This is a genomic window from Bacillus sp. FJAT-29814 (assembly GCF_001510715.1).
GTDB lineage: Bacteria > Bacillota > Bacilli > Bacillales > Cytobacillaceae > Neobacillus.
This window is the reverse complement of sequence record NZ_LMTJ01000015.1, coordinates 15612-39680: the sequence shown is the minus strand read 5'-3', so window position 1 is coordinate 39680 and position 24069 is coordinate 15612. Positions and strand designations below refer to the sequence as shown.

The window sequence follows — 24069 nt, the reverse complement described above, 5'->3', positions numbered from 1 at the left end:
GACACCCCGTAACGAGTTGTTTGTGCAATTTATGTAGATGTATGAGGTGGCCAGCGTTGAATTTATATAATGAGTTACTGAGTATTATTGGTGACGTTGAGCGGGTTTCTGTAAATGGGACGGTTATTGAGCAGCATAGTAAAGGGATGGCGTATCATACGCCGAGGAATCCGGATGTGGTGGTGTTCCCTGCATCTAAGGAGGAGGTTAGTGCGGTCCTCAAGTTTGCCAATGAGCACAAGGTTCCGATTGTTCCGTTTGGTGCCGGGTCAAGCCTTGAAGGGCAAATCATCCCGGTAAATGGGGGGATTAGCCTTGACTTAACCTTGATGAACCAGATTATTTCTATCCGACCAGATGATTTTCTCGTTACCGTTCAACCTGGAGTCACCAGAAATCAGTTAAACCAGGCATTGAAGCGGTATGGCCTATTTTTCCCTGTCGACCCGGGAGCGGATGCGACAATCGGCGGTATGGCCGCCACGAATGCGAGTGGGACTAATAGCGTCAAATACGGGGTCATGCGTGATCAGGTTCTTGGCTTAGAGGTTGTGCTGGCCGACGGCTCGATCATCCGAACCGGAGGGCATTCCTATAAGTCGTCGGCCGGGTATAATTTAACCGGACTGTTTGTCGGCTCCGAGGGGACGCTCGGAGTATATACAGAGCTCATTCTCAAACTGCAAGGAATTCCTGAGGTTACCACCGACGTGAAGGTGACCTTTCCGTCCATTGAGGCAGCCGGCAAAGCGGCGACCATGCTCCTAAAAGCGGGACTGCCAATAGGAAAAATTGAACTTGTTGATCAAATGACAATCAAAGCAGTTAATGCCTACAAAAATACGAGCTTTCGCGAAGAGCCCACACTATTTATGGAATTCAGCGGCAGCGAACCTGAAGTAGTCAACACGATCGAAATCGTCCAAGATATTGTCAACGATGAGGGCTGCGTCTCCTTCGAATTTGAGAACGATTCAATAAAAAGGGCGCAGCTATGGGAAGCCCGGCATCAGGCTGCACTTGCCATTATTGCCGTAAACCCCGGAAAGGGCCATATGGTCACCGATGTTTGTGTTCCGTTGTCCGAGCTATCCAATGCATTGCAACATACTAGGGAAGTTGTCGACAAATATGGAATCGACGCGGTGATTTTTGGCCACATCGGCGATGGAAACTATCATGCTGTCTTTTCTGTCGATGCGGATGATGAAGATCATATGAGGCGGGTAGGAGAGGTTCATACTCAAATTGTCCAGTACGCCCTGTCAAAAGGGGGAACCTGCACTGGGGAGCACGGTGTAGGTATTGGGAAAAAGTCTTTCCTAATCGAAGAGCATGGGGATTCCTTGCCGATTATGCAGGGGATTAAAGCGCTGGTTGACCCGAATAACATCTTGAATCCGGGGAAAATTTTTGATGTAAATCCCGTGAAAGTGTAAAGCAGAGGAGTTATCATGAGGAATCCGAATTATTTGTCTAAAATGCGATAAATAATTCGAGACAATTTAATTGACAAAAAAATATTTTCGTGTTATAATGGTATATTATAATATTGACTAGTTGTATAATGTGGATTACTATAAACTCCTGGCTCTGTTTTGGGCTGGGAGTTTTTTCTTTTTCTTAATAGAAGGGGGAGTTTATTTTGGAAAAAGCGAAAGAAAGTTTAACCGCGTTGGTAAGCTGTTTTTCAAGAGGGTACCATGTATCCAGGTCCAGTCAGCCCGTTTTTAACGATTTTTTGGCAAATGCTCTTTTGACAGAAGAAGAGAAGCAGCTAATTGCCTCCAACTGGGCAAATGCGATTGCCTTTTTTGACCCTGAAAAAAGCACGACTTTGAACAGCTTCGATGAAAAATTGGATTGGGTGATGAATACCCGAAACATTCCGCAATTAGTCAGCCGGGCCAGATATGCGGAAGATGGCCTGATGGCCGCCATCAAGCGGGGCGTTCGCCAGTACGTGGTTTTAGGGGCAGGCTTTGATACATTTGCTCTGAGACAAGGCGATTTTCCGGATGATTTTACGATTTTTGAAGTAGACCACCCGGCAACCCAAGCTTTTAAGCGGAACCGCCTTAAGGAACAGGGCATCGAAATCCCTGCCAACGTTAAATTTGTCCCTGTAGATTTTAAGCATGATTCTCTTCAGAGCGAACTGAAAAATAGCGGATTTAATGAAAAACGGTTAGCTTATTTCAGTTTGCTGGGAGTGGTTATGTATCTCGAAAAAAAAGACTTCTACCGGCTTCTATCAACCGTTTCGGATATGTCTGAATCCGGAAGTTCGTTTGTTTTTGACTATCTCGATGATACTGCTTTTAACGATCAACTCGCCTCCAAGAAACTCACCCAAATGCGGTACATCACCGCTCAAACCGGTGAACCGATGATAACCGGCTTTGACCCTTTTGAACTCGACCGAGAACTTCAGGATTACAACATGTTAGTATATGAAAATCTGGCTCCCGCCAACATAGACGAAATGTATTTTGCGGGCAGGGAAGATGGTTTGCGTGCGTTTGACCATTTCCATTTTGCCCACCTAGTTGTTCATAAATAATCATTTTTCCACAGTCCCCAGCGGCTGTGGTTTTTGTTTTTAAAAAAGAGATGCCTGCATACACTTAATTGATACCATTTTTTAGCTGCAGGAGGCTTGCATGGATATAATCGTTAGGCGCGGTGACACGTTATGGTACTACAGCCAATTGTTTCATATGAATCTTCAGCTTATTATCGATTCAAATCGGGGGCTGCAGCCGAATCAGCTTTCCGCGGGGCAGCGGGTAAGAATTCCGGGATTTGTGGCCCAGGATTACCGAGTTAGGCACGGGGATACCCTTTGGGCGATTGCCCAGAGCCGAAACTTGCAGCTTGATGCCCTATTGTTGGCCAATTCGGGAATAAACCCGAATCAGCTTTATGTCGGCCAGGCCATTAGGGTACCGGTACGAATCACTTGGCGGCTGGTGCAAGGCAAACAGCATTATGATTATAGTCGGATGATGAGGGATATTTCGCGGTTGGAGACTGTTTATCCATTTATTCGCGTTTCAGGTATTGGAAACTCGGTACTCGGCAATGAAATTCCAGAAATGTTAATTGGAAATGGTGCGAAACGGGTCCATTACAACGCTTCGTTTCATGCGAACGAATGGATTACTACTCCGGTGTTAATGACCTTTTTAAATGATTATTTGCTGTCGCTGACTAATCAAACGGCTCTTCGCGGGTTGGCGACGAACCGCCTTTACCAGCAGACCACTTTATCAACAGTGCCGATGGTGAACCCGGATGGTGTCAGTCTTGTTTTGAACGGGCCACCGGCGACAGAGCCTTGGCGAAGCAGAGTGGTTGAGTTTAATAAAGGCAGCACCGATTTTTCGGGCTGGAAGGCCAATATTAGGGGGATTGATCTAAACGACCAATTCCCGGCCAGGTGGGAGGATGAACGGGCACGCAATCCGAAAGTCCCTGGCCCAAGAGATTATGGCGGCGAGAGTCCGTTATCGGAGCCGGAAGCGATTGCGATGGCGGAGCTGACAAGGCGCAGGGATTACGCCCGGGTGCTGGCGTTTCACACACAGGGTGAAGAGATTTACTGGGGTTATGAGAATATGGAACCGCCTGTTTCGGAGACAATGGTTAATGAGTTTAGCAGGGTCAGCGGATATCAACCTGTTAAAACGATTGAAAGCTGGGCAGGCTACAAGGATTGGTTTATCCAGGATTGGCGCAGGCCGGGCTTCACCGTTGAACTTGGCCGTGGCGTGAACCCGCTGCCGCTAACGCAATTTGATGAAATCTACCAGAAGGCGTTGGGCATATTCTTAGCGGGGCTTTATCTGTGATGTTTTTTTGGGGGAAAGAGCAGCCGTTTTTAGGGGGACGGCTACTTTTTCTTTTAAAAAAATGAAAAAAGAGTCTAATAGAACGTGTCTACAAGACAAAATGAGGGCTGTTCAAGGGGAAAGTGTCTAATAGGAGGTTTCTAAAAGACAGAATGGTGGCTGTTGAGGGGAAAATGTCTAATAGGAGGTTTCTAAAAGACAGAATGGTGGCTGTTCAGGGGAAAAGTGTCTAATAGGGGGCTTCTAAAAGACAGAATGGTGGGCTGTTGAGGGGAAAGTGTCTAATAGGCGGCTTCTAAAAGACAGAATGGTGCTGTTGAGGGGGAAAGTGTCTAATAGGCGGTTTCTAAAAGACAGAATGGTGCTGTTGAGGGGAAAAGTGTCTAATAGGAGGCTTCTAAAAGACAGAATGGTGGCTGTTGAGGGGAAAGTGTCTAATAGGGGGTACCTAAAAGGCAAAATAGTGGTGGTCCAGTTGAAAATGTCTAATAGAAAGCACAAAAAGAAAAGCCCTCTAATCTATAGAGAGCTAATAGTTTAAAAAAGCATTAAAATACCTTTTTTCTAAAAATATAATCATTTTATTTGCACAAAGTATGTCCATCTTCGGTCCCCGACTATATCAAAATTCCTCAATAAAATTCTAAAGATAGTCTTCTTCGACACCGCATCCCCGCACCACTCATAAACCAAATTAGTCGTAATTTTTAAATCCGGAAATAGCAGTTGCAGCTCAGTAACCCCGCGCAATACCGCTAACTCTACCTTCTCTTCGTGCCCGCATAAACCACAAATACATCGCTGGCCATCTACGGAAACGGATAAAGACCTGCAAATCCCGCAGGAAAGCCCTTTTCGCAATGAACCAAATTCATATAGAGGCATCATCTTATCATTATAAGGGGATTCCTCAACATGCAGGGATATTAATTTTTCAGCGAGTTTTTTATGATAACCATTTAATCTGGAAGGAGTATTGTCCAATCTTTGGAGATATCTAGGTACTTGTGTTGGTAAAATAATCGGCTTGTTCCGGGGTGCTTGGTATAAGGTGAATTGGGGGTTGACGTGGACAACATTCGCCTCAACGGGTAATTTGCAGCCGAGTTTTAGTTGGAGTTGCCTAAATGAAGATTCGCAACGTGTTAACTGAACTAACGGATCATTTCGTTCTTTTCCATTAGCATCATAAAATTTTCCACCATCATAGTAATAATCGCCGTAAAAATTTTTCACTTCATTCATATTAAAGATATTTTGAAAAAGAATCATGGAGTCAATTTGAAACAAGGTGTTACCAATTTCAAACCGTAAATCATTAAGTACATAGCATTCACACTGCAGCTGATCTGTTAAAGACTGAAAATACAACTCGCCCTCATAACCAGCTTTTAAATTTTGATAATAGAGCTTTTGATCTGAGTTCAATTCACCCCTCACATTCAAAGAATGGTAAATCTTTAATTTCTTTGACTCCTTCAACGGTTTCAAATTCACATTCGATCACATCCTTTCAAAAAAATAAACTCCAAGTTCATTTTATAAAAAAATCCACCTCATACCACACCGACACATGAACTTTCTGTGAATTTGAAAATCATTGACAATTCACTCAACCCGATGCTATTATTTTCCTCTATGACTCTAGAAAAGGGGGGAATCTGAAAGTGATCCAACTGCAAGGCATAAGCAAGTCTTACAAGGTGGCGAAACGCCAAACCGGCCTGAAGCAGGCAGCTAAGGCACTGTTCTATCGGGAACATACTACCGTAGAGGCTCTTAAAGAAGTCACATTTGAAATTAGCCAAGGAGAAATTGTCGGCTACATCGGACCGAATGGTGCGGGCAAGTCGACCACCATCAAAATTATGAGCGGCATTTTGGTGCCTGACACCGGCACCTGTACAATTATGGGCTATACACCGTGGAAGGACAGGGCCGCGTATGTGAAGAATATCGGCGTCGTTTTCGGGCAGCGGTCGCAGCTGTGGTGGGATGTGCCCGTCATCGATTCCTTTGAACTTCTGAAAGATATTTACAAAATACCGCAGCAAGACTATCAAGCTACCAAGAATCTCCTCATTGAAACACTTGAACTCCAGGAAATTATCAATTCGCCAGTAAGACAGCTTAGTTTAGGTCAGCGGATGCGCTGTGAGATCGCGGCATCACTGCTTCACAGTCCAAAAATCTTATTCCTCGACGAGCCGACGATTGGCCTTGATGCCGTGTCCAAAATGGCCGTCCGCCAGTTTATCAAAACAATAAATAAGGAGAAAGGGGTCACAATTATCCTGACAACCCACGATATGAACGATATCGAGGCGCTAGCCGACCGGGTGATCCTAATTGGAAAAGGATGCCTCCTGTACGATGGGCAACTGGGGGAGTTAAAGAAGCAATATGCTACACAAAAAACAATCACCGCCGACTACCAAAAAAACTCGACACCACTCCAAATCCCGGGCACCCAAACCCTGTCTTGGACACCGGAACGGGCTGTTATTACCGTGGATACAGAAAAAACAAACACTTCCCAAGTAATTACCAAGCTATCCAATATAGTAGAGTTAAAGGATGTCGCAATTGAGGCGCAGCCAATCGAGGATATCATCGTCCAGCTCTATAAGGAGTATCAAATATGAGGGTGTATCATTCGGTCCTAAAGCTCCGTCTCCTAATAGGCATGCAATACCGCACTGCAGCACTCGCCGGGGTGGCGACGCAATTTTTCTGGGGATTCATCATCATCATGGTTTTCCAAGCTTTTTATGAGTATGCCGTCACCACACCGCCAATCTCATTAAAAGAAATTATTACTTACATATGGCTGCAGCAGGCATTTCTTGTGTTCGTGACCATCTGGTTTCGCGATAACGAACTATTCGACCTGATTACAAGCGGCAACATCGCCTATGAGCTGTGCCGGCCGTGCGAACTATACGGATTTTGGTATGCCAAGCTGCTCGCCCAACGACTTTCAAGTGCCCTATTGCGCTGCTTTCCAATCCTAATCGTTGCTTTTTTTCTGCCAAAGCCGTACGACATGACCCTGCCGCCAAGCTTCATTGCATTCATCTTATTCATTAGTTCGTTAATTCTTGGCCTATTCCTGTTGGTGGCGGTTTCGATGTTCATGTATATATCTGTTTTTCTTACGATGTCACCGACCGGATCATTATTAATCTTCAGCGTCCTTGGCGAGTTCTTTGCCGGCCTCATCATCCCGGTACCGTTAATGCCTGACTGGCTTCAAAAAATTGCCTACGTGCTTCCGTTCCGCTGGACAGCCGATTTTCCATTTCGCGTTTATTCCGGACACATCCCACAGAACGAAGCCATCATTGGCATCCTGATCCAACTCGCGTACATCCTATGTCTTGTTTGGCTGGGCAGGCTCGCGCTAAACAATATTCTAAAAAAAGTTGTAGTCCAAGGGGGCTGACACACCTTGAGTCTTTATTTTAAGTATTTAAAAATTCTTTTTAAATCGCAGATGCAGTATCGGGCGTCCTTTTTGCTGCTAATGACCGGCCAGTTTTTCATTCCGTTTTCCGTCTTTGCCGGGCTGTACTTTTTATTTGACCGCTTTGGCCAAATCAGGGGCTGGGATTTTTTCGAAGTGGCTCTGTGCTTTGCGGTAATCCACATGGCATTCGCTATAAGTGAATGTTTTGCCCGCGGGTTTGACATGTTTTCCGGCATGGTGGTAAGGGGTGAGTTTGATCGGGTTCTCGTCAGGCCGCGCTCTACGTTCATACAAGTGATGGGCTCGAAATTTGAATTCACGAGATTTGGAAGGCTGCTGCAAAGCGCCGTCGTTTTGGCCTGGGCATTGGGTAGCCTGTCACTCCAATGGAGCCCGGCAAAAATCTTAACCTTGATATTGATGATTACCAGCGGTGTACTCATTTTTACCGGCATCTTTATCCTCCAGGCGACGATGTGTTTTTGGACGGTACAAGGACTGGAAGTAGCCAATATTTTTACCGACGGTGGCCGGGAGATGGCGCAGTATCCGTTAAATATATACCAAAAATGGGTGGCCCGTTTTTTTACTTATGTCATTCCATTCGGGACAGTCAACTACTTGCCGCTGATGTACCTGCTTGGAAAAAATAATGGCAATGACTTGTTATATATGCTGATTCCCGCGCTTGGTAGCTTGTTTATCCTGCCTTGCGTTCTCTTCTGGCAATTTGGTGTTAGGCACTACCGGTCTACAGGATCATGAAGTAAAAGCGGCCGGAATTAACACCTCCAGCCGCTCATTCATGAGCTAACCAAACGTTTGAATAACTTTCAATGGGCATTAACTAAACGTTTGATTAGTTTCAATAGACATTAACCAAACGATTAATTAGTATAGTCCTATTTTTAATCAAACGTTTGAGTAGTATATCCTATTTGATGACAAGCCTTGAATTCTCAACATATGACTTTTTAGCCAAACGATTGATTAGTACAGCACATTCTTAATTAAACGTTTGAATAGTATACTCTATAAAAAAACACCCGGTTTGCCCGGGTATTTTTCGTAAAATATTATAAATGTTCAAACCTCGAATGATTTTGATCCTGTACTCCTGATAATTTCCGAACAAACCCCAGCTTCGGAACAGCCCTGTACACAATCACGGCCGAAATGATACTGAGCACGGCGCCGACAAGAACATCCCCAGGGTAATGAACCCCGACCCAAATCCGCGAAAACCCTACCAGAACGGCCAACAACACTAATAAAGAGCTCCAGCCTCTCTTAAACAACCAAAAGGTCACACAAATTGAAAAAACCAAAATCGTATGGTCGCTTGGAAAAGAATTATCGACGGCTTTTTCAATCAGCTTATTAACAGCTGCCAGTTCGGCAAAAGGCTGCTGGTTAGAGTGAAGCATTCCAACCAATCTTCCAAGTAATTCTGCAAAAGTAATGGTGAAAATAGAACAAATCACCATTACCCGATTCCGTCCATTTTTGGAGAATCCAAATAACAGCATGCAAATAATTATTGCATACAGCGTATACTCGGCAATCGCTACAATGGCGGGGTTTAAAAAGGTGTATTGCTTGCCAAGGTCATTAATTAGCCTGAAGCCTTCAATATTTAATTCAGTTAGTGTCATCTATCTATACCCCCGAAAATTCAGATACAAGGATTATACTTTATTTCCACTGTGCAAAAAAGAATTTTCACCAGAAAAAATGGGTATTGAAAACTAATTAACCCATTCCCTTTTTGATAACAAAGTGATATCATAATGATATAGAAGCAATATCTTAAAAAAGGGAGTTGTTTACGATGAGAGAGAAAGAAATGTTTAAGCTTAACGGATTTTTGGGGGTTATATTGTTCCTGATAATTGCGGGGGTAACAGTAGTCTTGTTTAGGAATTTTGTCTTAACTGAGAGTTTCCTATCATTTGCTTTTGCCATACTGTGTGCAATCGTGCTATTTCTCCTAATTTCCGGGTTCACGATTATTCAGCCGAACCAGGCCAAAGTGTTTACTCTGTTCGGCCGGTACCTGGGTGTCATCAAGCAAGAAGGATTTTGGCTGACGGTTCCGTTAACATTAAGAAAAACTGTATCTCTCAGAGTAATCAACTTTAATAGCGATAAATTAAAAGTAAATGATTTGGAAGGGAATCCGATTGAAATTGCCGCGGTTGTTGTGTATAAAGTGTTTGATTCGGCAAAGGCTGTGTTTGACGTAGAGGATTACAAAGAGTTTGTCCATACACAAAGTGAAACCGGGCTGCGCCATATTGCCAGCCAGTACCCTTATGACAATGTCAATAATGATTTCGAAATCTCGCTGCGCCAACATTCTGATGAAGTTGGCGATGAATTGACTAAAGATTTGCAAAGGCGTTTGGAACTGGCGGGAGTGGAAATTATTGAAGCGAGAATCATGCACTTGGCCTATTCCAGTGAAATTGCCCATGCGATGCTGCAAAGACAGCAGGCGAAAGCGGTGCTGGCCGCCCGGAAGGTCATCGTGGAAGGTGCGGTCACGATGGTTAAATCGGCAATTGACCAATTGAAGGAAGAAGGGATTGTGGACCTTGATGAAGAAAAGAAAGCACAGATGGTCAATAATTTAATGGTGGCAATTGTTTCTGAAAAAGGGAGCCAGCCGGTAATCAATACAGGATCGATTTACTAGGGTGTGATTTTGTGGCTGAAAAAAAACGATTCCTGCTGCGCATTGATCCCAAGGTATATGATGCCTTGGAAAAATGGGCGGAGGATGAATTTCGTAGTGTAAATGCGCAAATTGAAGTAATTATCAAAAAAGCGCTAAAGGATTCCGGGAGACTGAAAAAATCAGGAAAATCCAATGAAAAAGAAGATTAAAACCGGAGGCTAACACGCCTCCGGTTTTTTCGGTATAACCAATTATTGTCCAGGAGGTACTGCCGCCAGTTTTTTCCGGATGGTCCCTACAAGTAACATGAGCAATGGAATTCCTGCCATATTAATGGGTAAAGCATAATAAACCCAATACGTTTTCATGTAACCAAACGTATAGGCGTGGCTTGGGACAAACATGGCCAAACAGAAAAAAAAAGGTGCAGTAAACCAGATGAGCGTCCGCCAGTTTTTGGCCTTGAACAGTTGGGCAGTCCCATAACTAGCAGCAAAGAAATAGACTGACAATTTTATAAAAACGCTTAAAATCCAGACTAATACCGCAATAATTTCAAGGTTTTGGATAAATCCCAAGATTGAAATATAACTGGTAACATCAAAAGAGGGATGCCGAAGTTTAGCAGAGATATCTGGACCGAAGACCAACAGCACACAAACAGCAACAATCGTTACGGTTAAGGCAGAAAGTGTAATGCCCCACAATGCACCTTTTAGCGCTTTATCTGGCTTGTCCGTAAAGGAAACTAGCATTAGCATGATGACAGACTCACCAAGGAAGGCGAGTGGTGTTAATGCCCCTTTCGAAATCGGCACCACACCAGTATCGGTAAAAACCGGTAATAAATTTGCGGCATTAAAATCCTTCATTGAAAAAATGATCAGCATCACGACTGAGAACATGATAATGGGGCCAAAAACTTCGCAACAGCGCCCAATCCCTTCGATTCCTCCTATATAGGTAATATAGACGAGGAGTAAAAGCATGGTAAATAAAAGAACCCAAGACGGTGTGCGCGGGAGCAAAACGGTAATCGTAAAATCGGCAAATTCTCTTAAAATATTGCCAATGACCGAATACCATTGAACAAGATAAACAAGCACAATCACCGTCCCAAGCCATTTGCCCAGAATTCGTTTACTAAAAACAATCAAGGTCTGACGGGGATTCAGAAGCGCCGTTTTAACTGCAATATAAACGATTAGCACCCCTAAAACGCTGGCGATTAAATAAGAAATCCAGACATCCTGTTTGGCATCCTTCATGACCGGACTGATTGTGAGTAAGATGATATTTCCTGTTTGAAACGTGAATATCAGCCAAAATATCTGCAGCCCTGAAAGCTTCATTTTTTAATCTCGCTTTCCCTATATAATAAAGATGGCCCACTCATTCCAATTTGTTTTACTTTGATTTTCGCTTGGACCGTAATAGTGGTTTCCGTAAAGGTTTTGTCCCAATTAGTTTTTAATGTTTTCCACCTGTTAGGATGATGTTGATGGAGGTTCTGGCCAAAACCAAAAATGTCTAGGCCGTAGTCCTTTTGAACTTTATTTATGGTTTGCTGCACCTGATCTTGTGCTTGTTTGGAGAATTCCCTTTCCAATCGTCTAAGATTATCAGCATACGTAACATCCAGCCCGGAATTGTTTTCGGTCAGGGCTCCTTCTCCTGTCAGAGTGACGGTAAAGCTTGGTTTGCCATTCTTATCAAATGTTGGTTTGACTTTACTGCGGATCTTCCTCATGTCAATGCTTTTGTTGCCGTCTCCGCCTTTTATGGTGATGGTCATCTTTTTCAAGGCCCCCATAACCCAAAGGATGTTCCTGTTTTCTTCGTTATTCAAAAAGCCTTTCATTTTTAACTGTTTATCAAATATGCTGACACCTGCCAAGCGCAATACTTTAGGGTTTGGTGATTTCTCTTTTCCGGCCGGTTTTCCTTCTAACGAAGTGCTAATCTCTATTGATGGGATGGAGGGTTGAATCCCATCACGGTTGGCGGCGATTAGGAAGTTTAAGTAGGCCGTATCGCCTCTGCCGCCGCTTTCTTGATGTTCTTTTAATGTGGCGATTACAGGTGATTTCTCCAATGGATTCGCAATGGTTATGATCTCCTTGGCGGTACCGCCCTTTATCACAAATATATCTGTGCGAAGGCTGACGTCGGCGGAACGGTCGTTGATATCAAGTTTGTCTTTAATTCCGCGCTTGGCAAATTCTTCACCGAGGAATATCACGCGGCGCTGGCCAAAAAAAGCCTCGCGTGGAAGCTTTGTCTGCATGTTTTGCAAGGCATCTCTCACGTCTTTTCCTTTTGCTGAAATGGCGAAAAAACCTTGCCCGGTTGCTCCGCCGCCGCCTCCTTGGGTTTGTACATTGGCGGGAATCACAATTTGGCCGCTAATCTCCACACCACCATCCTTGGCCACGTCCCAGCCTGTGGCCAGCCAGATCGACCGTTCATTTAATTCTTTGCGGTCCCAGCAGCCGGTAAGGAAAACGAAACAAATGAGGAGGAAAAATACCTTTTTCATTGGTCCGTTCCTCCGCGTTCCGGACTGGGCATTTGCCCAGAGTCAACCCGCTGTTTATTCCTGCCAAAGGTAAAAAAAGGGCCATACTTATTAGCCCATCTCGGCGCACGGATTAACACATCCTTGAGGTCACTAGGGATTTGCGGCGCTACCGGTGTAAAGTAGGGGACACCAAAGGACCTTAGGTTCACTAGATGAATCGTCAGCGCAATAAAACCGATGCAGATACCATATAGACCAAATATCCCGGCCAAAATTAACATCGGAAACCGGACCAGCCTCAGCGCTGTTCCAAGGTTATAACGTGGAATCGCAAATGAAGCAATACCGGTTGTCGCGACGACAATGACCATTGGTGCGGATACAATGCCAGCCTGGACAGCAGCCTGGCCAATCACCAGCGCCCCGACAATACTGACCGCTGAGCCGACAGCTTTGGGCAGACGAATCCCCGCTTCACGCAGCCCCTCAAAGACAAATTCCATGATCAATGCTTCAATGATGGCTGGAAACGGGACGCCTTCCCGTGCGGCAGCAACACTGATCAATAGCGTTGTTGGAATTAGCTTTGGATGATAAGTGGTCAAAGCAACATAAATAGATGGTAAATACATAGCTGTATTGAATAAGACATAACGGACGAATCGAATAAAGGAAGTGTACCAAAATCGTTCATAGTAATCCTCCACCGCCTGCAATCCACTCCAAAAGGTCATGGGGACAATGAGGACAAATGGCGTATTATCTACAAGGATAGCAACCTTGCCTTCGAGTAAATTTGCCGTGACAATGTCAGGTCGCTCGGTATTCTGTATTTGCGGAAAGGGAGTATACGGGACATCCTCGATAAATTCCTCTAAATACTCAGAGTCGAGAATCCCGTCTATTTCAATCTTGCTCAGCCTTGATCGAACTTCTTTTAGCAATGATTCCGGTGCAATCCCATCGATATAGGCGATTGCAACATCCGTCCGTGAAAGTTCCCCAATTGTCATAGGCTCCAATTTTAATCGGGTGCTGCGGATTCTCCTTCTTATTAAAGAGGTGTTGACTCTTAAGGTCTCGGTAAAGCCGTCACGTGGACCGCGAATCGTCGCCTCAGTTGCCGGCTCCTCGACGTTCCTTTGCTCCATTCCTTTAAAATCAGCAAGTAAAGCATTTCTTTCACCCTCAACAATAATCCCTAACTCGCCTTTTAATACTCCTTCTATAAGCTCTTCAAGCTTCGAAACTGTCTTAAACGATGAACCCGGAATCAGGTTTTGCTCGATAATTTGTTTGAGTGAAGTGATTTTTCCCAATCCCTCAGGCAATCCATGAAAGAGCAATGGCTTTAACAAAACAATTTCAAGGTTTTTCGTATCCAATAATCCTTCCAAATAAAACATTAACATTTTCGGCTTCCCGTTAATCTGGATCGGCCGGACGATAAAATCCCCGCAATTATGAAAGATTTTCGTGAGGATTTTTTCATTTTCAGATAGGTCATCACTAAGCTCTTCATTAAATGGCATCGCATCCAATGTTTTTTTATGTTTTGGTCTTCGCTTCCGCTTCCGGAAAACAAACATCTCGATACCACCCCTCACATATCCTGTGCATATTTTTCCAATTCCAGTGTGGTATATACATTGAAATGAGGGTGGGCTTCAAAGATTTTTGCAGGGAACAGAGAAAGACTTGTGGGACCAAGTCGCACAAGTCTTTTTTAGTTCCCCATGTTATGGCCGTTTCGCTAAATTTTCCTGCGCCATTTTTACTAGCTCGCGCACCATGCTGCCACCGAGCCTGCCGCCGACCTTTCCGGCCTGCTCTGAGGTTAGCTTGCCGTTATAGCCTTTTTTCAATGGAACACCGACCTCTTCGGCGGCTTCGAACTTGGCATTTTCAGGACTTTGCGACTGGACGACCCTTGCCTTCAACTGGTCCAATCCTTGCCGTGCTGCGGGAACAAGAATTTTATTTCTTCTGGCCATTGCTTTTCCCTCCTTTAATACGTTAGGATTTCCTTATTAAGAAAAAAATCATCAGTGAAAACTGGATTATTCTCGAAGCTTCCAGTATAATAACTGATAATCAAATTTTTAAAAATCAATGAAAAAGAGAGTAGTTACCTGTCAAGTTGTTAGCGAGTCAGGGATGGTGGAAGCCTGATACGGAGCAGATAATGAAGCGCACTTTGGAGATGCGGACCTGAACATGAGTAGGGCCTGCCGGGGAAACCGCCGTTACGAGGGGAAAAGCTGGTTCATTAGAACAATTAGAGTGGTACCGCGGGAATAACAACTCTCGTCTCTTTCATTAGAGGCGGGGGTTTTTTGTTTTTTATACAAAAAGGAGGACTAAACCATGAATTTTAAAAAGGAACTTGCAGAAATTCTGCATACAGTTTTGGAAGGCGAGATTGCTGTTGGTGATCTTGAAATGCTGATTGAAAAACCGAAAAACGCTGCGCACGGGGATCTGGCGTTTCCATGTTTTTCACTGGCCAAATTAAAGCGCAAGGCGCCAAATTTGATTGCGCAGGAATTAAGCGGGAAAATCGAGTCCCCAACATTTGAAAAGGTAGAAGTGGTCGGCGCTTACTTAAATATCTTTTTAAATAAAAAGCAGGTTGCACAGCAAGTAGTCAGCGAAGTCATCAAACAAAAAGGCAATTTTGGCTCCATGAACTTTGGCGAGGGCGGCAATGTCACGATTGACATGTCATCGCCGAATATTGCCAAGCCGTTTTCCATGGGGCACTTGCGTTCGACCGTTATTGGGAATGCCATTGCCTTAATCGTGGAGAAATGTGGCTATAAGCCAATCAAAATTAACCACCTTGGCGACTGGGGCACCCAGTTTGGCAAGCTGATTTCCGCTTATAAGCACTGGGGCGACGAGGAACAGGTAAAACAAAATCCAATTAAAGAATTATTGGCGCTATATGTAAAATTCCATGCGGAAGCTGAAACAAATCCGGCTCTTGAGGATGAAGGACGTGCCTGGTTCAAAAAGCTTGAAGACGGTGATCAGGAAGCACAAAACCTGTGGCAATGGTTCCGTGACGAGTCGTTGAAGGAATTCGCAAGAATCTATGAATTAATGAACGTGGAATTCGATTCCTTTGCGGGCGAAGCTTTTTATAACGACAAAATGGAGCCAGTCGTTAAGATGCTCGAAAAGAAAGGGCTCTTAGTGGAATCCGACCAGGCAATGGTTGTGGAGCTGACGGACGAAGAACTGCCGCCATGCCTAATTAAAAAATCAGACGGGGCGACCCTTTATGCAACCCGTGACCTGGCGGCCGCCATGTACCGCAAGGAAAACTACGACTTTGTTCAGTCACTATATGTGGTGGGCCATGAGCAAAGCCTACACTTTAAACAGTTAATTGCCGTGTTAAAGAAAGCCGGCTACGATTGGGCCGATAAAATGGTTCACATTCCATTTGGCATGATGCTAAAAGACGGCAAGAAAATGTCAACCCGTAAAGGAAAGGTCGTCCTACTTGAAGAAGTTTTAAATGAATCCATTGCGATGGCCCGTCATAATATTGAAGAGAAGAACCCAAGCCTTGAGAATAAGGATGAAGTGGCGAAACAGGTCGGTGTCGGCGCGGTCATTTTCCATGATTTAAAAAATAACCGGATGAACGATATCGAGTTTTCGTTAGAGGAAATGCTCCGTTTCGAAGGCGAAACAGGCCCTTACGTACAATATACGTTTGCGAGAGCATGCTCGATTTTACGAAAAGGCAATTGGCAAGCTAGCGCTGAAGTTCCTGCATTCCAATCCACTTGGGAAAAGGAATGGAAGGTTGTCAGCATGATGCTGGAGTTTTCTAACGCGATTAAGCGTGCCTGCGTCAATTTCGACCCATCCCAAGTCGCAAAATATATTGTTGACCTTGCCCAAGCCTTTAATAAATACTATGCCGAGGTAAAAGTACTTGAGGAAAGCGAAGAGCGCACAGCTCGCCTAGCGCTGGTATATGCTGTAACGGAAATCCTTAAAGAAGGCCTGCGTTTGCTGGGAATTAAAGCGCCGGAAGAAATGTAAGGCATTTTATTTAAAAATTGGCTGATTCTGGTATAAGATAGAATTAATAACGGGAGAGGCAGGGATAAAATGAGCGAGTTATTTTTTAAGCATTTTGAGTTAACAAGAAATAACCTTTTGAAAACTGTGGCGGCACTTGACGAAAGCATCGTTGATATTAAGCCGGAGGGATTTAACAATACACTACACTGGCATGTTGGCCATGTATTAACAGTGGCAGAGCAGTTTATGTTTGGTTACCCAAAAAAATCGGCACATTTACCTGCAAACTACTTAGAATTATTCGGAAACGGAACAAAGCCAGCACATTGGCAAGGAGACGTTCCGTCTGTACAGGAACTATCAGCGCAATTGGTAGAGCAACTGAAAAGAATCAAAGAAATTCCGGCTGAAAGCTTTAGCGAAAAGTTAAAAACGCCATTTCTTGGCCAGGAAACCTTCGGTGAGCTCGCAAACTTTGGGATTTTCCATGAAACCCTGCATTTGGGGCAAATTCTTGCGATGAAGCGAGTGGTCCAAGCGGCTGTTACAAAATAAGGTGCTATAGAAAGATCGTTTCTGCCATGGTGCAGAAGCGGTTTTTCATTTTTTAGAAGGGAAGATGGATAAAATAGAAGAAAAGAGAGAGGAACTTCATTTTTTATGGAAAAACAGCTGGAAAGACCGAAAGAAAAAATTTGGACAAGGGATTTTATACTCATATGTTTAGCTAACTTTTTCATATTTCTTGGGTTTCAGATGACGCTGCCGACCATTCCTTTATTTGTGGAGGATTTGGGCGGCAACGAGCAGTTAATCGGACTTGTCATTGGGATTTTTACCTTTTCGGCATTGCTGCTCCGTCCCTATGCCGGAAATGCGCTTGAAACGAAGGGCAGAGGTTTTGTTTATATCCTTGGTTTAGCGATTTTCGTGCTTTCCGTAGGCTCGTTCGGATTTTTGCCAAGTATCCTCCTGCTGTTTATGATGAGGGTCGTTCAAGGTGTCGGCTGGGGTTTATCCACTACCGCATCAGGCACGATTGCCACTGATTTAATCCCGGCCACAAGGCGCGGTGAGGGCATGGGCTATTACGGCTTATCCGGGAATGTGGCGCTGGCATTGGGACCATCGCTCGGGTTAATTTTGGCGGGGAAGCTCTCATTTGACGTATTTTTCCTCATTTGTGCAGGGTTAGGACTGACCGCATTATTGTTGTCATTGAGAATTAGTTATAAGAAGGCGGAACCGAAGCAGGTAAAAACGAAAGCAAAGCACGATTTTTATGAAAAGTCAGCCCTGAAGCCGTCGGTATTGTTATTCTTTATTACCGTTACATTTGGTGGAATCGCCGCATTCCTTCCGCTGTACACTGCCCAAAAGGATATTGAGGGTATTCAGTGGTATTTCTTGTACTATGCCATCGCCTTAATGGTTACAAGGGCATTTGCCGGGCAATTGTATGACCGCAAAGGGCATCAAGCCGTATTTATTCCGGGAACATTCCTGATTCTTCTTGCGATGATCTTGCTGGCCTGGCTACCCAACAGCCTGGTTCTTTATATCGCTGCCTGTCTTTATGGTTTAGGATTTGGCACGGTACAGCCTGCCCTTCAGGCCTGGGCCATCGAAAAATCGCCAATGAACCGGCGCGGGATGGCCAATGCGACCTTCTTTTCATTCTTTGATTTAGGGATTGGGATTGGAGCCATGATATTTGGCCAGGTTGGGCATATGTTTGGCTACAGTAGCATCTACATAGGCTCGGCCATATCAGTATTCATCACGATGATGTTGTATGTTTATTTTTTAGTAAAAGAAAAGGCCGGGGTTGCTGAGCAAAGCTGATAAAAATTTCCACTCCCAATCGCAGCCTTTTGTGTTAAAATAAAAACCAAAATCAATATGAAAAGTTTTCTAGGGTTCCGCGGTTTATTTAGGTAAGCCGGCCTGGTCCGAGAGAAAACGCACAGATTGGACTTTGGAAATTGTCCAGCTTGGCGCCTAGTCAAGGCGCTTCCGCTTTTCTGTGTACACGGAGGGATAAAAGCCTGGGAGATTACTGATGATACAGTTATCTCCCAGGCTTTTTTTGTCGGAAAGGAGTAAAAGAAATGAATCTGCAATGGCTGAAAGTGTTCTTTGCCGCTTTTTTTGAAGTGTTTTGGGTGATTGGTTTAAAGCATGCAGATAGTGCTTTGGAATGGGCCGGGACAGTTGTGGCGATTATTGTGAGTTTTTACGCATTGATTGCGGCGGGGAACAAACTCCCTGTTGGCACGGTGTATGCAGTCTTTGTTGGATTGGGTACCGCTGGAACTGTAATATCAGAGATTCTCTTTTTTGGGGGACGATTTGAAACGGCAAAAATCCTGTTGATTCTTGTGCTGCTGGCAGGAGTAATCGGGTTGAAGTTGGTTACTAAAGATTCTGTTGGGAAAGGGGGAGATTCTTGATGGCTTGGATTTCATTGGTGTTGGCAGGACTATGTGAAATGTTCGGTGTGGTGATGATTAATAAAGTGCATCACGACCGTAATTGGCAATCCTATGTTTTGTTGGCGGCCGGTTTTGGCGCAAGCTTCTTATTCCTTGCTTATGCGATGAAAACACTGCCTATGGGCACGGCATACGCCATCTGGACGGGTATCGGTGCCTCCGGCGGCGCGATACTGGGCATGTTGCTTTATAATGAATCGAGGGATTGGAAACGGCTCGTATTTATCTTTATGGTTCTGGGGGCAGCCATTGGGTTGAAGCTTGTTTCCTAATTGGATTGCCGACAAAATCGTCTGGATAAATCAGGAAATTGTCGCCAATAAGTGGTATTGGCAACAGTTTTGGCTAGGAAAAAGTAAAAAGTGTCACCAATAAGGCGTATTGCTGACAAATCTGGCTAAAAATCAAAGAAAAGTGCCGCCAATAAAAATATGAAACAGCTTCACTAAAGTAAAAACCACCGATAATCATTTAATCGGTGGTTTTTCTTGTTTTTTGATATAGGAAGTAGATAACGCCAACAATTAACGCACCGATAATGATCGGCATGACGTATGGTTGAGCAAATTCTTTAATATCAGCCCAGTTTTTGCCGAGAATTTTCCCTAAGTAAAGAAAGAGGATGGTCCATGGAATGATTGCTGCAACCGTATACAGCGTAAATTTCATTGCCGACATTTTTGCGATACCGGCAGGAATGGAGATCGCGTGACGGACAACGGGAATGAATCTCGCTGAGAAAATAACCCCGGCGCCATATTTGCGAAACCATAGTTCAGCAATATCGATATGTTTCTTTTTGATTAGTACATATTTTCCGTATTTCTCGAGGAACGGCCTGCCGCCATAATAACCGGCCCAATATAAAAATAATTGGGCAAGCGTCCCGCCAATCGTACCGGCAATGACTGCCCCAACCCAGCCAATTTTTCCTTGTGAGATCATATAACCGCCATAGCCAAGCACGATTTCACTAGGAATGATCTCAATCATTAAACCTAATGCAATCCCGAAATAACCCAATCCGGATAAGAAATCTAAAATCGAAAAAATAAACTCCTTCATAAATGCACCTTCACTTATGATAAATTAGTCGCTTTAAATAGTTTATAATAGTTTGTCTGATAATGAAATAAATATGGGTTTTAACATTCCCCGTAAAAAAGGCAGCGAAACCGCCGCCTCTTCCTAATTGGTCACTCTCGCCAGTCAGTTCCTGAAAACTGCTCAAGCCCCCAATCCTATGTGCCAATTGAATTGTCCGTCGAGAACATATAGTTGCGATGGTGATAACGAATGCTGTAGATAAGGCCCATTGCAAACATATTGCCCATTAACGAGCTTCCCCCATAGCTGATGAACGGCAGCGGAATTCCCGTAATTGGCAGGACCTGAATCGTCATGCCAACATTTTGGAATACATGGAACGTAATCATGCTGATGATACCCGTACAGACATATGTGTTAAACGGATCATTCGTATCCAGAGCGGTTTTGATTAAATGGTAAATCAACAAGAAATACAGGCCGATTACGACACTGCCCCCGAAAAAGCCATATTCCTCACCGATTACACTGAAAATAAAATCGGTGTGGGCCTCGGGGACATAGACTTCACCGTTTCCGAAACCCTTGCCGGAAATAAGCCCGGAGCCAATCGCGCTTAACGACTTCATCAAATGATAGCTCGAGCTGGATGTATGGTTAACCGGGTCAAGCCAGGAATAAATTCGGTTAAGTTGATAGGTTTTAGCACCGAGGAATTTTTCAATCATTTCCGGTTTTCTTATTACAAGATAAAAGATTAGCCCGACAAATGCGGCTCCTGCACCATAGATTGGCAAAATAATCTTCCAGGAGATCCCCGAAACGAGTATCACACCTGTAAAAATGGCCATAACCACCAGTGCTGTCCCCAAATCCTCGACCACGATCATTCCGAGCGGTACTGCCGTTATAGCACCAAGTTTTATTAATAAAAATAAATCTGTCGTTAGCGTTTTTTCAAGATATTTTTCATTGTGGGCGGCAACTGCCCGGCTCAGCGCCAAAATCAAAAAGATTTTGACGAACTCGGATGGCTGTATGGTTCCTAAGCCTTTAATCTGAAACCAGTTTTTCGAGCCATTTATCGGACGTGCAATACTCTCAGGGGCAACGGCCAGAAAAACTAATAATAAAATGCCAAAGCCGTACAAAACCCAAGCCAGCTTGCGATATTGATAGCTATCAAAAAACATGGATCCTAAAATAATCCCCGCCCCGACGCAATACCAGAAAACCTGCATGATCAGGAAGTTACGATCTCCATACTGCCCGGTCGCTTGGGCACTGTAAATGGCCGCGCAGCTGACCAGGAAAAAGAGAAATAATAGTAAAGTTAATGACCAATCAAATCGATCCGATTTTTTTATGTATTTTTCCATCAGCAACACCCAGTTTACCTTAAAGTTAATTCAAGACTAGCAGAGAAACCAAATCCTCACAACCAATTTTCTAGGCAAAATATGACATACCCATAAATACATAACGTTTTTCGCGGTCAAAAGGTTTCAAAAAGACTTACATTAAATGTGTTAAAAAGGCAGTGGCAATCCCGAAATAGGTGAGCAGCGAAAAAATATCATTTAATGTGGTAATCAGCGGTCCTGACGCCACCGCAGGGTCGATATTCAGCCGGTAAAGCACAATTGGGATGACGGTTCCGGCCAAGGTTCCGATGATCAGAGTAAAAAACAGAGAGCAGCCGACGACGAAACCCAAAATTAGACTCCCTTGCCAAATATAAGCGATAACGGAGATTAAAATCGCACAAATCACTCCTATTGAAATGCCGACGCCGAGTTCCCGCATAATCAACCGAAATATCACTTTTTTATCTATATCATACGAAATGAGCCCTCTGACGACAACGGCAAGCGACTGGGTGCCTGTATTCCCGGTCATTCCGGCGATCATCGGCATAAAAAAGGTCAACGCGACAACCTGCTTCAAGGTATCTTCAAAACTGGAGATAATTCGTCCGGAAAGGACTCCGATAAATAAAAGCAGGATTAGCCACGGGAGTCTTCTTGCTGCCGCGACAAGTGTTTTCGTTTCAAAATCGATCGACTTACCCGTTGCGGATAACTTTTCAATATCTTCATTGGCTTCTTTCATGACGACGTCGATCACGTCGTCGACCGTAATAATTCCAAGCAGGACATTATTCTCATCGACAACGGGCACGGAGATAAAATCGTAGCGCTGAACAGTTGTCGCGACTTCTTCTTGGTCGGTTGTATCCGTGACGGATATGACCCGCTCAAACATAATATTGTTAATTTTCTCATCAGGTTCCGCCAATAACAAATCGCGGTAAGAAACGACCCCGGCAAGCCTGCGCCCCTCATCAATAACGTATAAATAATTGAGCGACTCGGCAAATTGGGCAAAGCTTTTCAGCTTATCAACCGCTTCCCTAACCGTAAAATAATTGCGAATCCAAACGAACCGATTGTTCATGATCCTTCCGGCCGTTTCAGGCGGATATTTCATGATATCCTTGACCGCCTCTGATTCCTCGACTTTCATCTCAGACAGCAGCGAGTCGATTTTCTCGGGAGATAGCTCGTGCAATAAAGTTGCCAGGTCATCATTGTCCATTAAATTAAGGACCTTGCTTGATTTTTCGATCCCCAGCTTATTTAATAAATCCAGCTGTTCTTCCTTATCAAGCTCCTCCATCAGGTCCACAAGCAGATCCATTTTTAAAAATAGCAAAAACCGCCCCTTATACTTTTCCGGGAGTTCCTTATAAATGGCGGCCACATCGTACGGCTGAAGTTCGTCGATGATTGTTTCAAAGTCCGATTTTTTATTCTCGGTCAGCATAGTGATGATCATTAAACTTATTTCTTCATGCGTCATATCTTTTATCACGGAAGTCACTCCTTTCCGCCGGGCCTGATCCCGTGGTGCCGTGACGAGGTTTACTATAAAAGGCTCTATATGCCTGTTAATAGTATGCGATATTAAAGCCGGAAAATCGACCGTAAAAAGTTACAGGAATATTAATCAAAAGATACTTTTTGTAAAACAATTGAAATAAGCTATTTGGCCTATTATTTGTTAAAATGAATAGGTGTGAAATAAAAGGAATTTCCAGTACGAGGAAACTATATACTAATAATTATTCAATTGTTGTTGATCGGAGGAGTTTGGCAGTGAAAAAGCATCATCAGGACATACGGGATCTAGTCTATATCCATTTAAATCAATCGGACCAGTATGTGCTAACCCATGGTATTGAATTCACTGAATTTGCTGCTGTCTTTTCTGGTTCATTAAATAACTTGCTTCTGCTCCAACACCGTTTTGATGATGCTGATTTTAATATGCATACCCTGCTCGAATATTGTCCAGATAATCGGATTGGCAAATTGGCTGCAGACGATGTTTATGGATACGGAAACTTCTGCTGGATTGATTTTCAGGAGGAAGAAGGGCTAAATGAACTGACAGGACAGGAAATGGCGGAATTACTATACTTGGGCCACCATAAACACCATTTAAAAATGCCGTTCTATAATAAATTGGGCAATCGCTTTGTGTATTTGGCACATGATGATGGCTGGTTCAACAAAACCTATTATCGCACGTTTAAGGATTTCTTTCAGCTATTAAGCGACACGATTGCTGCCAAGCTTGGCGAATTGAAGCCTGAAAAGTCTTTGCTTGGGCTCCGAAAAAAACGGACTTATCCGCCGGTGAATAAGGAAATTCTCCTGTCATTGACGCCGTTTTTTAAGGAAGGGCTTTGTCTTGCTTTAAAGGATGCAGATGTACAGCGGACAAAGATTGAAATACCTGCTTGGGTTCTTGGGGACTTTGCCAATATGGATGATATGTACGAGGAATATGAGGAAATGGCCGATAAACCGTGCCATGCCAAAATTATTTATGACAAAAAGACAAAAGAATGGAAGCTGAATGTAATATAAACGGGGTGACTCAAGAGGGTCACC

At 43.9% G+C, this 24069-nt stretch carries 23 protein-coding genes, 1 riboswitch and 1 other annotated feature; of the genes, 14 read left to right on the top strand and 9 right to left on the bottom strand.

The genetic code is table 11. The annotated features are described in order from the left end of the window. The first annotated feature begins 56 nt into the window (after positions 1-56). The 3 genes from AR334_RS27125 to AR334_RS27115 all read left to right on the top strand — a co-directional run bounded on the left by AR334_RS27125 (position 57) and on the right by AR334_RS27115 (position 3854). Entirely contained in the window at positions 57-1439 is a 1383-nt protein-coding gene (locus tag AR334_RS27125; protein ID WP_066321512.1) for an FAD-binding oxidoreductase, read from the top strand. 206 nt (positions 1440-1645) lie between these two features. Then, entirely contained in the window at positions 1646-2563 is a 918-nt protein-coding gene (locus tag AR334_RS27120) for a class I SAM-dependent methyltransferase (RefSeq protein WP_066321510.1), read from the top strand. A gap of 100 nt (positions 2564-2663) precedes the next feature. After that, positions 2664-3854, top strand: coding sequence for a M14 family metallopeptidase (locus AR334_RS27115; RefSeq protein ID WP_066321508.1), 1191 nt, complete (start codon positions 2664-2666; stop codon positions 3852-3854). Between the two features lie 576 nt (positions 3855-4430). Here the strand turns inward: AR334_RS27115 and AR334_RS27105 are convergent. Further along, on the bottom strand, positions 4431-5351 hold the full coding sequence (locus AR334_RS27105; RefSeq protein WP_066321503.1) for a nuclease-related domain-containing protein: 921 nt from the start codon (positions 5349-5351) through the stop codon (positions 4431-4433). 170 nt (positions 5352-5521) lie between these two features. On the opposite strand from AR334_RS27105, the gene AR334_RS27100 reads away from it, so the two are divergent. From AR334_RS27100 to AR334_RS27090, 3 genes are read left to right on the top strand one after another with little or no spacing between them, the layout of a single operon-like run. Next, positions 5522-6499: an ATP-binding cassette domain-containing protein gene (locus AR334_RS27100; protein WP_066321500.1), complete on the top strand. Its 978-nt coding sequence runs from the start codon at positions 5522-5524 to the stop codon at positions 6497-6499. Beyond that, the gene (locus tag AR334_RS27095; protein WP_066321498.1) at positions 6496-7299 is read left to right on the top strand and encodes an ABC transporter permease; all 804 of its coding nucleotides are present in this window, start codon (positions 6496-6498) and stop codon (positions 7297-7299) included. The genes AR334_RS27100 and AR334_RS27095 overlap by 4 nt, the downstream gene beginning before the upstream one ends. Positions 7300-7305: 6 nt before the next feature. After that, positions 7306-8088 (top strand): ABC transporter permease, encoded by a 783-nt coding sequence (locus AR334_RS27090; protein ID WP_172799311.1) that lies wholly within the window; start codon positions 7306-7308, stop codon positions 8086-8088. Positions 8089-8399: 311 nt separating this feature from the next. Here AR334_RS27090 and AR334_RS27085 read toward each other — a convergent pair whose 3' ends face one another. After that, positions 8400-8978 carry an undecaprenyl-diphosphatase gene (locus AR334_RS27085; protein ID WP_066321492.1) on the bottom strand — a complete coding sequence of 193 codons (579 nt, stop codon included), beginning with the start codon at positions 8976-8978 and terminating at the stop codon, positions 8400-8402. Positions 8979-9154: 176 nt separating this feature from the next. Here AR334_RS27085 and AR334_RS27080 point away from each other — a divergent pair, with 176 nt between their 5' ends. Together AR334_RS27080 and AR334_RS27075 are read left to right on the top strand one after the other, a co-directional pair. Continuing rightward, complete coding sequence (locus tag AR334_RS27080) at positions 9155-10021, top strand: SPFH domain-containing protein (protein WP_066321490.1); 867 nt, start codon at positions 9155-9157, stop codon at positions 10019-10021. A gap of 11 nt (positions 10022-10032) precedes the next feature. After that, a complete protein-coding gene (locus tag AR334_RS27075) occupies positions 10033-10212 on the top strand; it encodes an Arc family DNA-binding protein (protein ID WP_066321488.1) in 180 nt (59 codons plus the stop codon). A 42-nt stretch (positions 10213-10254) separates the two neighbouring features. Here AR334_RS27075 and AR334_RS27070 read toward each other — a convergent pair whose 3' ends face one another. From AR334_RS27070 to AR334_RS27055, 4 genes are all read right to left on the bottom strand, one after another. Next, complete coding sequence (locus AR334_RS27070; RefSeq protein ID WP_066321487.1) at positions 10255-11355, bottom strand: endospore germination permease; 1101 nt, start codon at positions 11353-11355, stop codon at positions 10255-10257. Continuing rightward, complete coding sequence (locus tag AR334_RS27065; RefSeq protein WP_066321485.1) at positions 11352-12542, bottom strand: Ger(x)C family spore germination protein; 1191 nt, start codon at positions 12540-12542, stop codon at positions 11352-11354. The genes AR334_RS27070 and AR334_RS27065 overlap by 4 nt, the downstream gene beginning before the upstream one ends. After that, positions 12539-14056, bottom strand: coding sequence for a spore germination protein (locus AR334_RS27060; RefSeq protein ID WP_253701380.1), 1518 nt, complete (start codon positions 14054-14056; stop codon positions 12539-12541). Before AR334_RS27060 ends, AR334_RS27065 begins: the two co-directional genes overlap by 4 nt. A 207-nt stretch (positions 14057-14263) precedes the next feature. Then, positions 14264-14518, bottom strand: coding sequence for an alpha/beta-type small acid-soluble spore protein (locus tag AR334_RS27055; protein WP_066321478.1), 255 nt, complete (start codon positions 14516-14518; stop codon positions 14264-14266). A 109-nt stretch (positions 14519-14627) separates the two neighbouring features. Continuing rightward, positions 14628-14842: a binding site (T-box leader), on the top strand. Positions 14843-14891: 49 nt separating this feature from the next. On the opposite strand from AR334_RS27055, the gene argS reads away from it, so the two are divergent. The 5 genes from argS to AR334_RS27030 all read left to right on the top strand — a co-directional run bounded on the left by argS (position 14892) and on the right by AR334_RS27030 (position 19335). Beyond that, positions 14892-16586: an arginine--tRNA ligase gene (gene argS, locus AR334_RS27050; protein WP_066321476.1), complete on the top strand. Its 1695-nt coding sequence runs from the start codon at positions 14892-14894 to the stop codon at positions 16584-16586. A 69-nt stretch (positions 16587-16655) separates the two neighbouring features. Further along, positions 16656-17123, top strand: coding sequence for a DinB family protein (locus AR334_RS27045; RefSeq protein ID WP_066321474.1), 468 nt, complete (start codon positions 16656-16658; stop codon positions 17121-17123). Positions 17124-17228: 105 nt separating this feature from the next. Continuing rightward, complete coding sequence (locus AR334_RS27040) at positions 17229-18413, top strand: MFS transporter (protein ID WP_066321471.1); 1185 nt, start codon at positions 17229-17231, stop codon at positions 18411-18413. 58 nt (positions 18414-18471) lie between these two features. After that, positions 18472-18625, top strand: a riboswitch (guanidine-I (ykkC/yxkD leader). Positions 18626-18679: 54 nt separating this feature from the next. Next, a complete protein-coding gene (locus tag AR334_RS27035) occupies positions 18680-19021 on the top strand; it encodes a multidrug efflux SMR transporter (protein ID WP_066321464.1) in 342 nt (113 codons plus the stop codon). Then, the gene (locus AR334_RS27030) at positions 19021-19335 is read left to right on the top strand and encodes a multidrug efflux SMR transporter (RefSeq protein ID WP_066321463.1); all 315 of its coding nucleotides are present in this window, start codon (positions 19021-19023) and stop codon (positions 19333-19335) included. The genes AR334_RS27035 and AR334_RS27030 overlap by 1 nt, the downstream gene beginning before the upstream one ends. Before the next feature lie 199 nt (positions 19336-19534). Here the strand turns inward: AR334_RS27030 and AR334_RS27025 are convergent, their stop codons facing one another. The 3 genes from AR334_RS27025 to mgtE all read right to left on the bottom strand — a co-directional run bounded on the left by AR334_RS27025 (position 19535) and on the right by mgtE (position 22984). After that, complete coding sequence (locus AR334_RS27025) at positions 19535-20128, bottom strand: DedA family protein (RefSeq protein WP_066321462.1); 594 nt, start codon at positions 20126-20128, stop codon at positions 19535-19537. Positions 20129-20304: 176 nt separating this feature from the next. Continuing rightward, complete coding sequence (locus tag AR334_RS27020; protein ID WP_066321461.1) at positions 20305-21489, bottom strand: FtsW/RodA/SpoVE family cell cycle protein; 1185 nt, start codon at positions 21487-21489, stop codon at positions 20305-20307. Positions 21490-21625: 136 nt separating this feature from the next. After that, on the bottom strand, positions 21626-22984 hold the full coding sequence (gene mgtE, locus AR334_RS27015; protein WP_156431413.1) for a magnesium transporter: 1359 nt from the start codon (positions 22982-22984) through the stop codon (positions 21626-21628). 284 nt (positions 22985-23268) lie between these two features. On the opposite strand from mgtE, the gene AR334_RS27010 reads away from it, so the two are divergent. After that, positions 23269-24045, top strand: a complete 777-nt coding sequence (locus tag AR334_RS27010) for a hypothetical protein (RefSeq protein WP_066321457.1) — start codon at positions 23269-23271, stop codon at positions 24043-24045. Positions 24046-24069 lie beyond the last annotated feature (24 nt).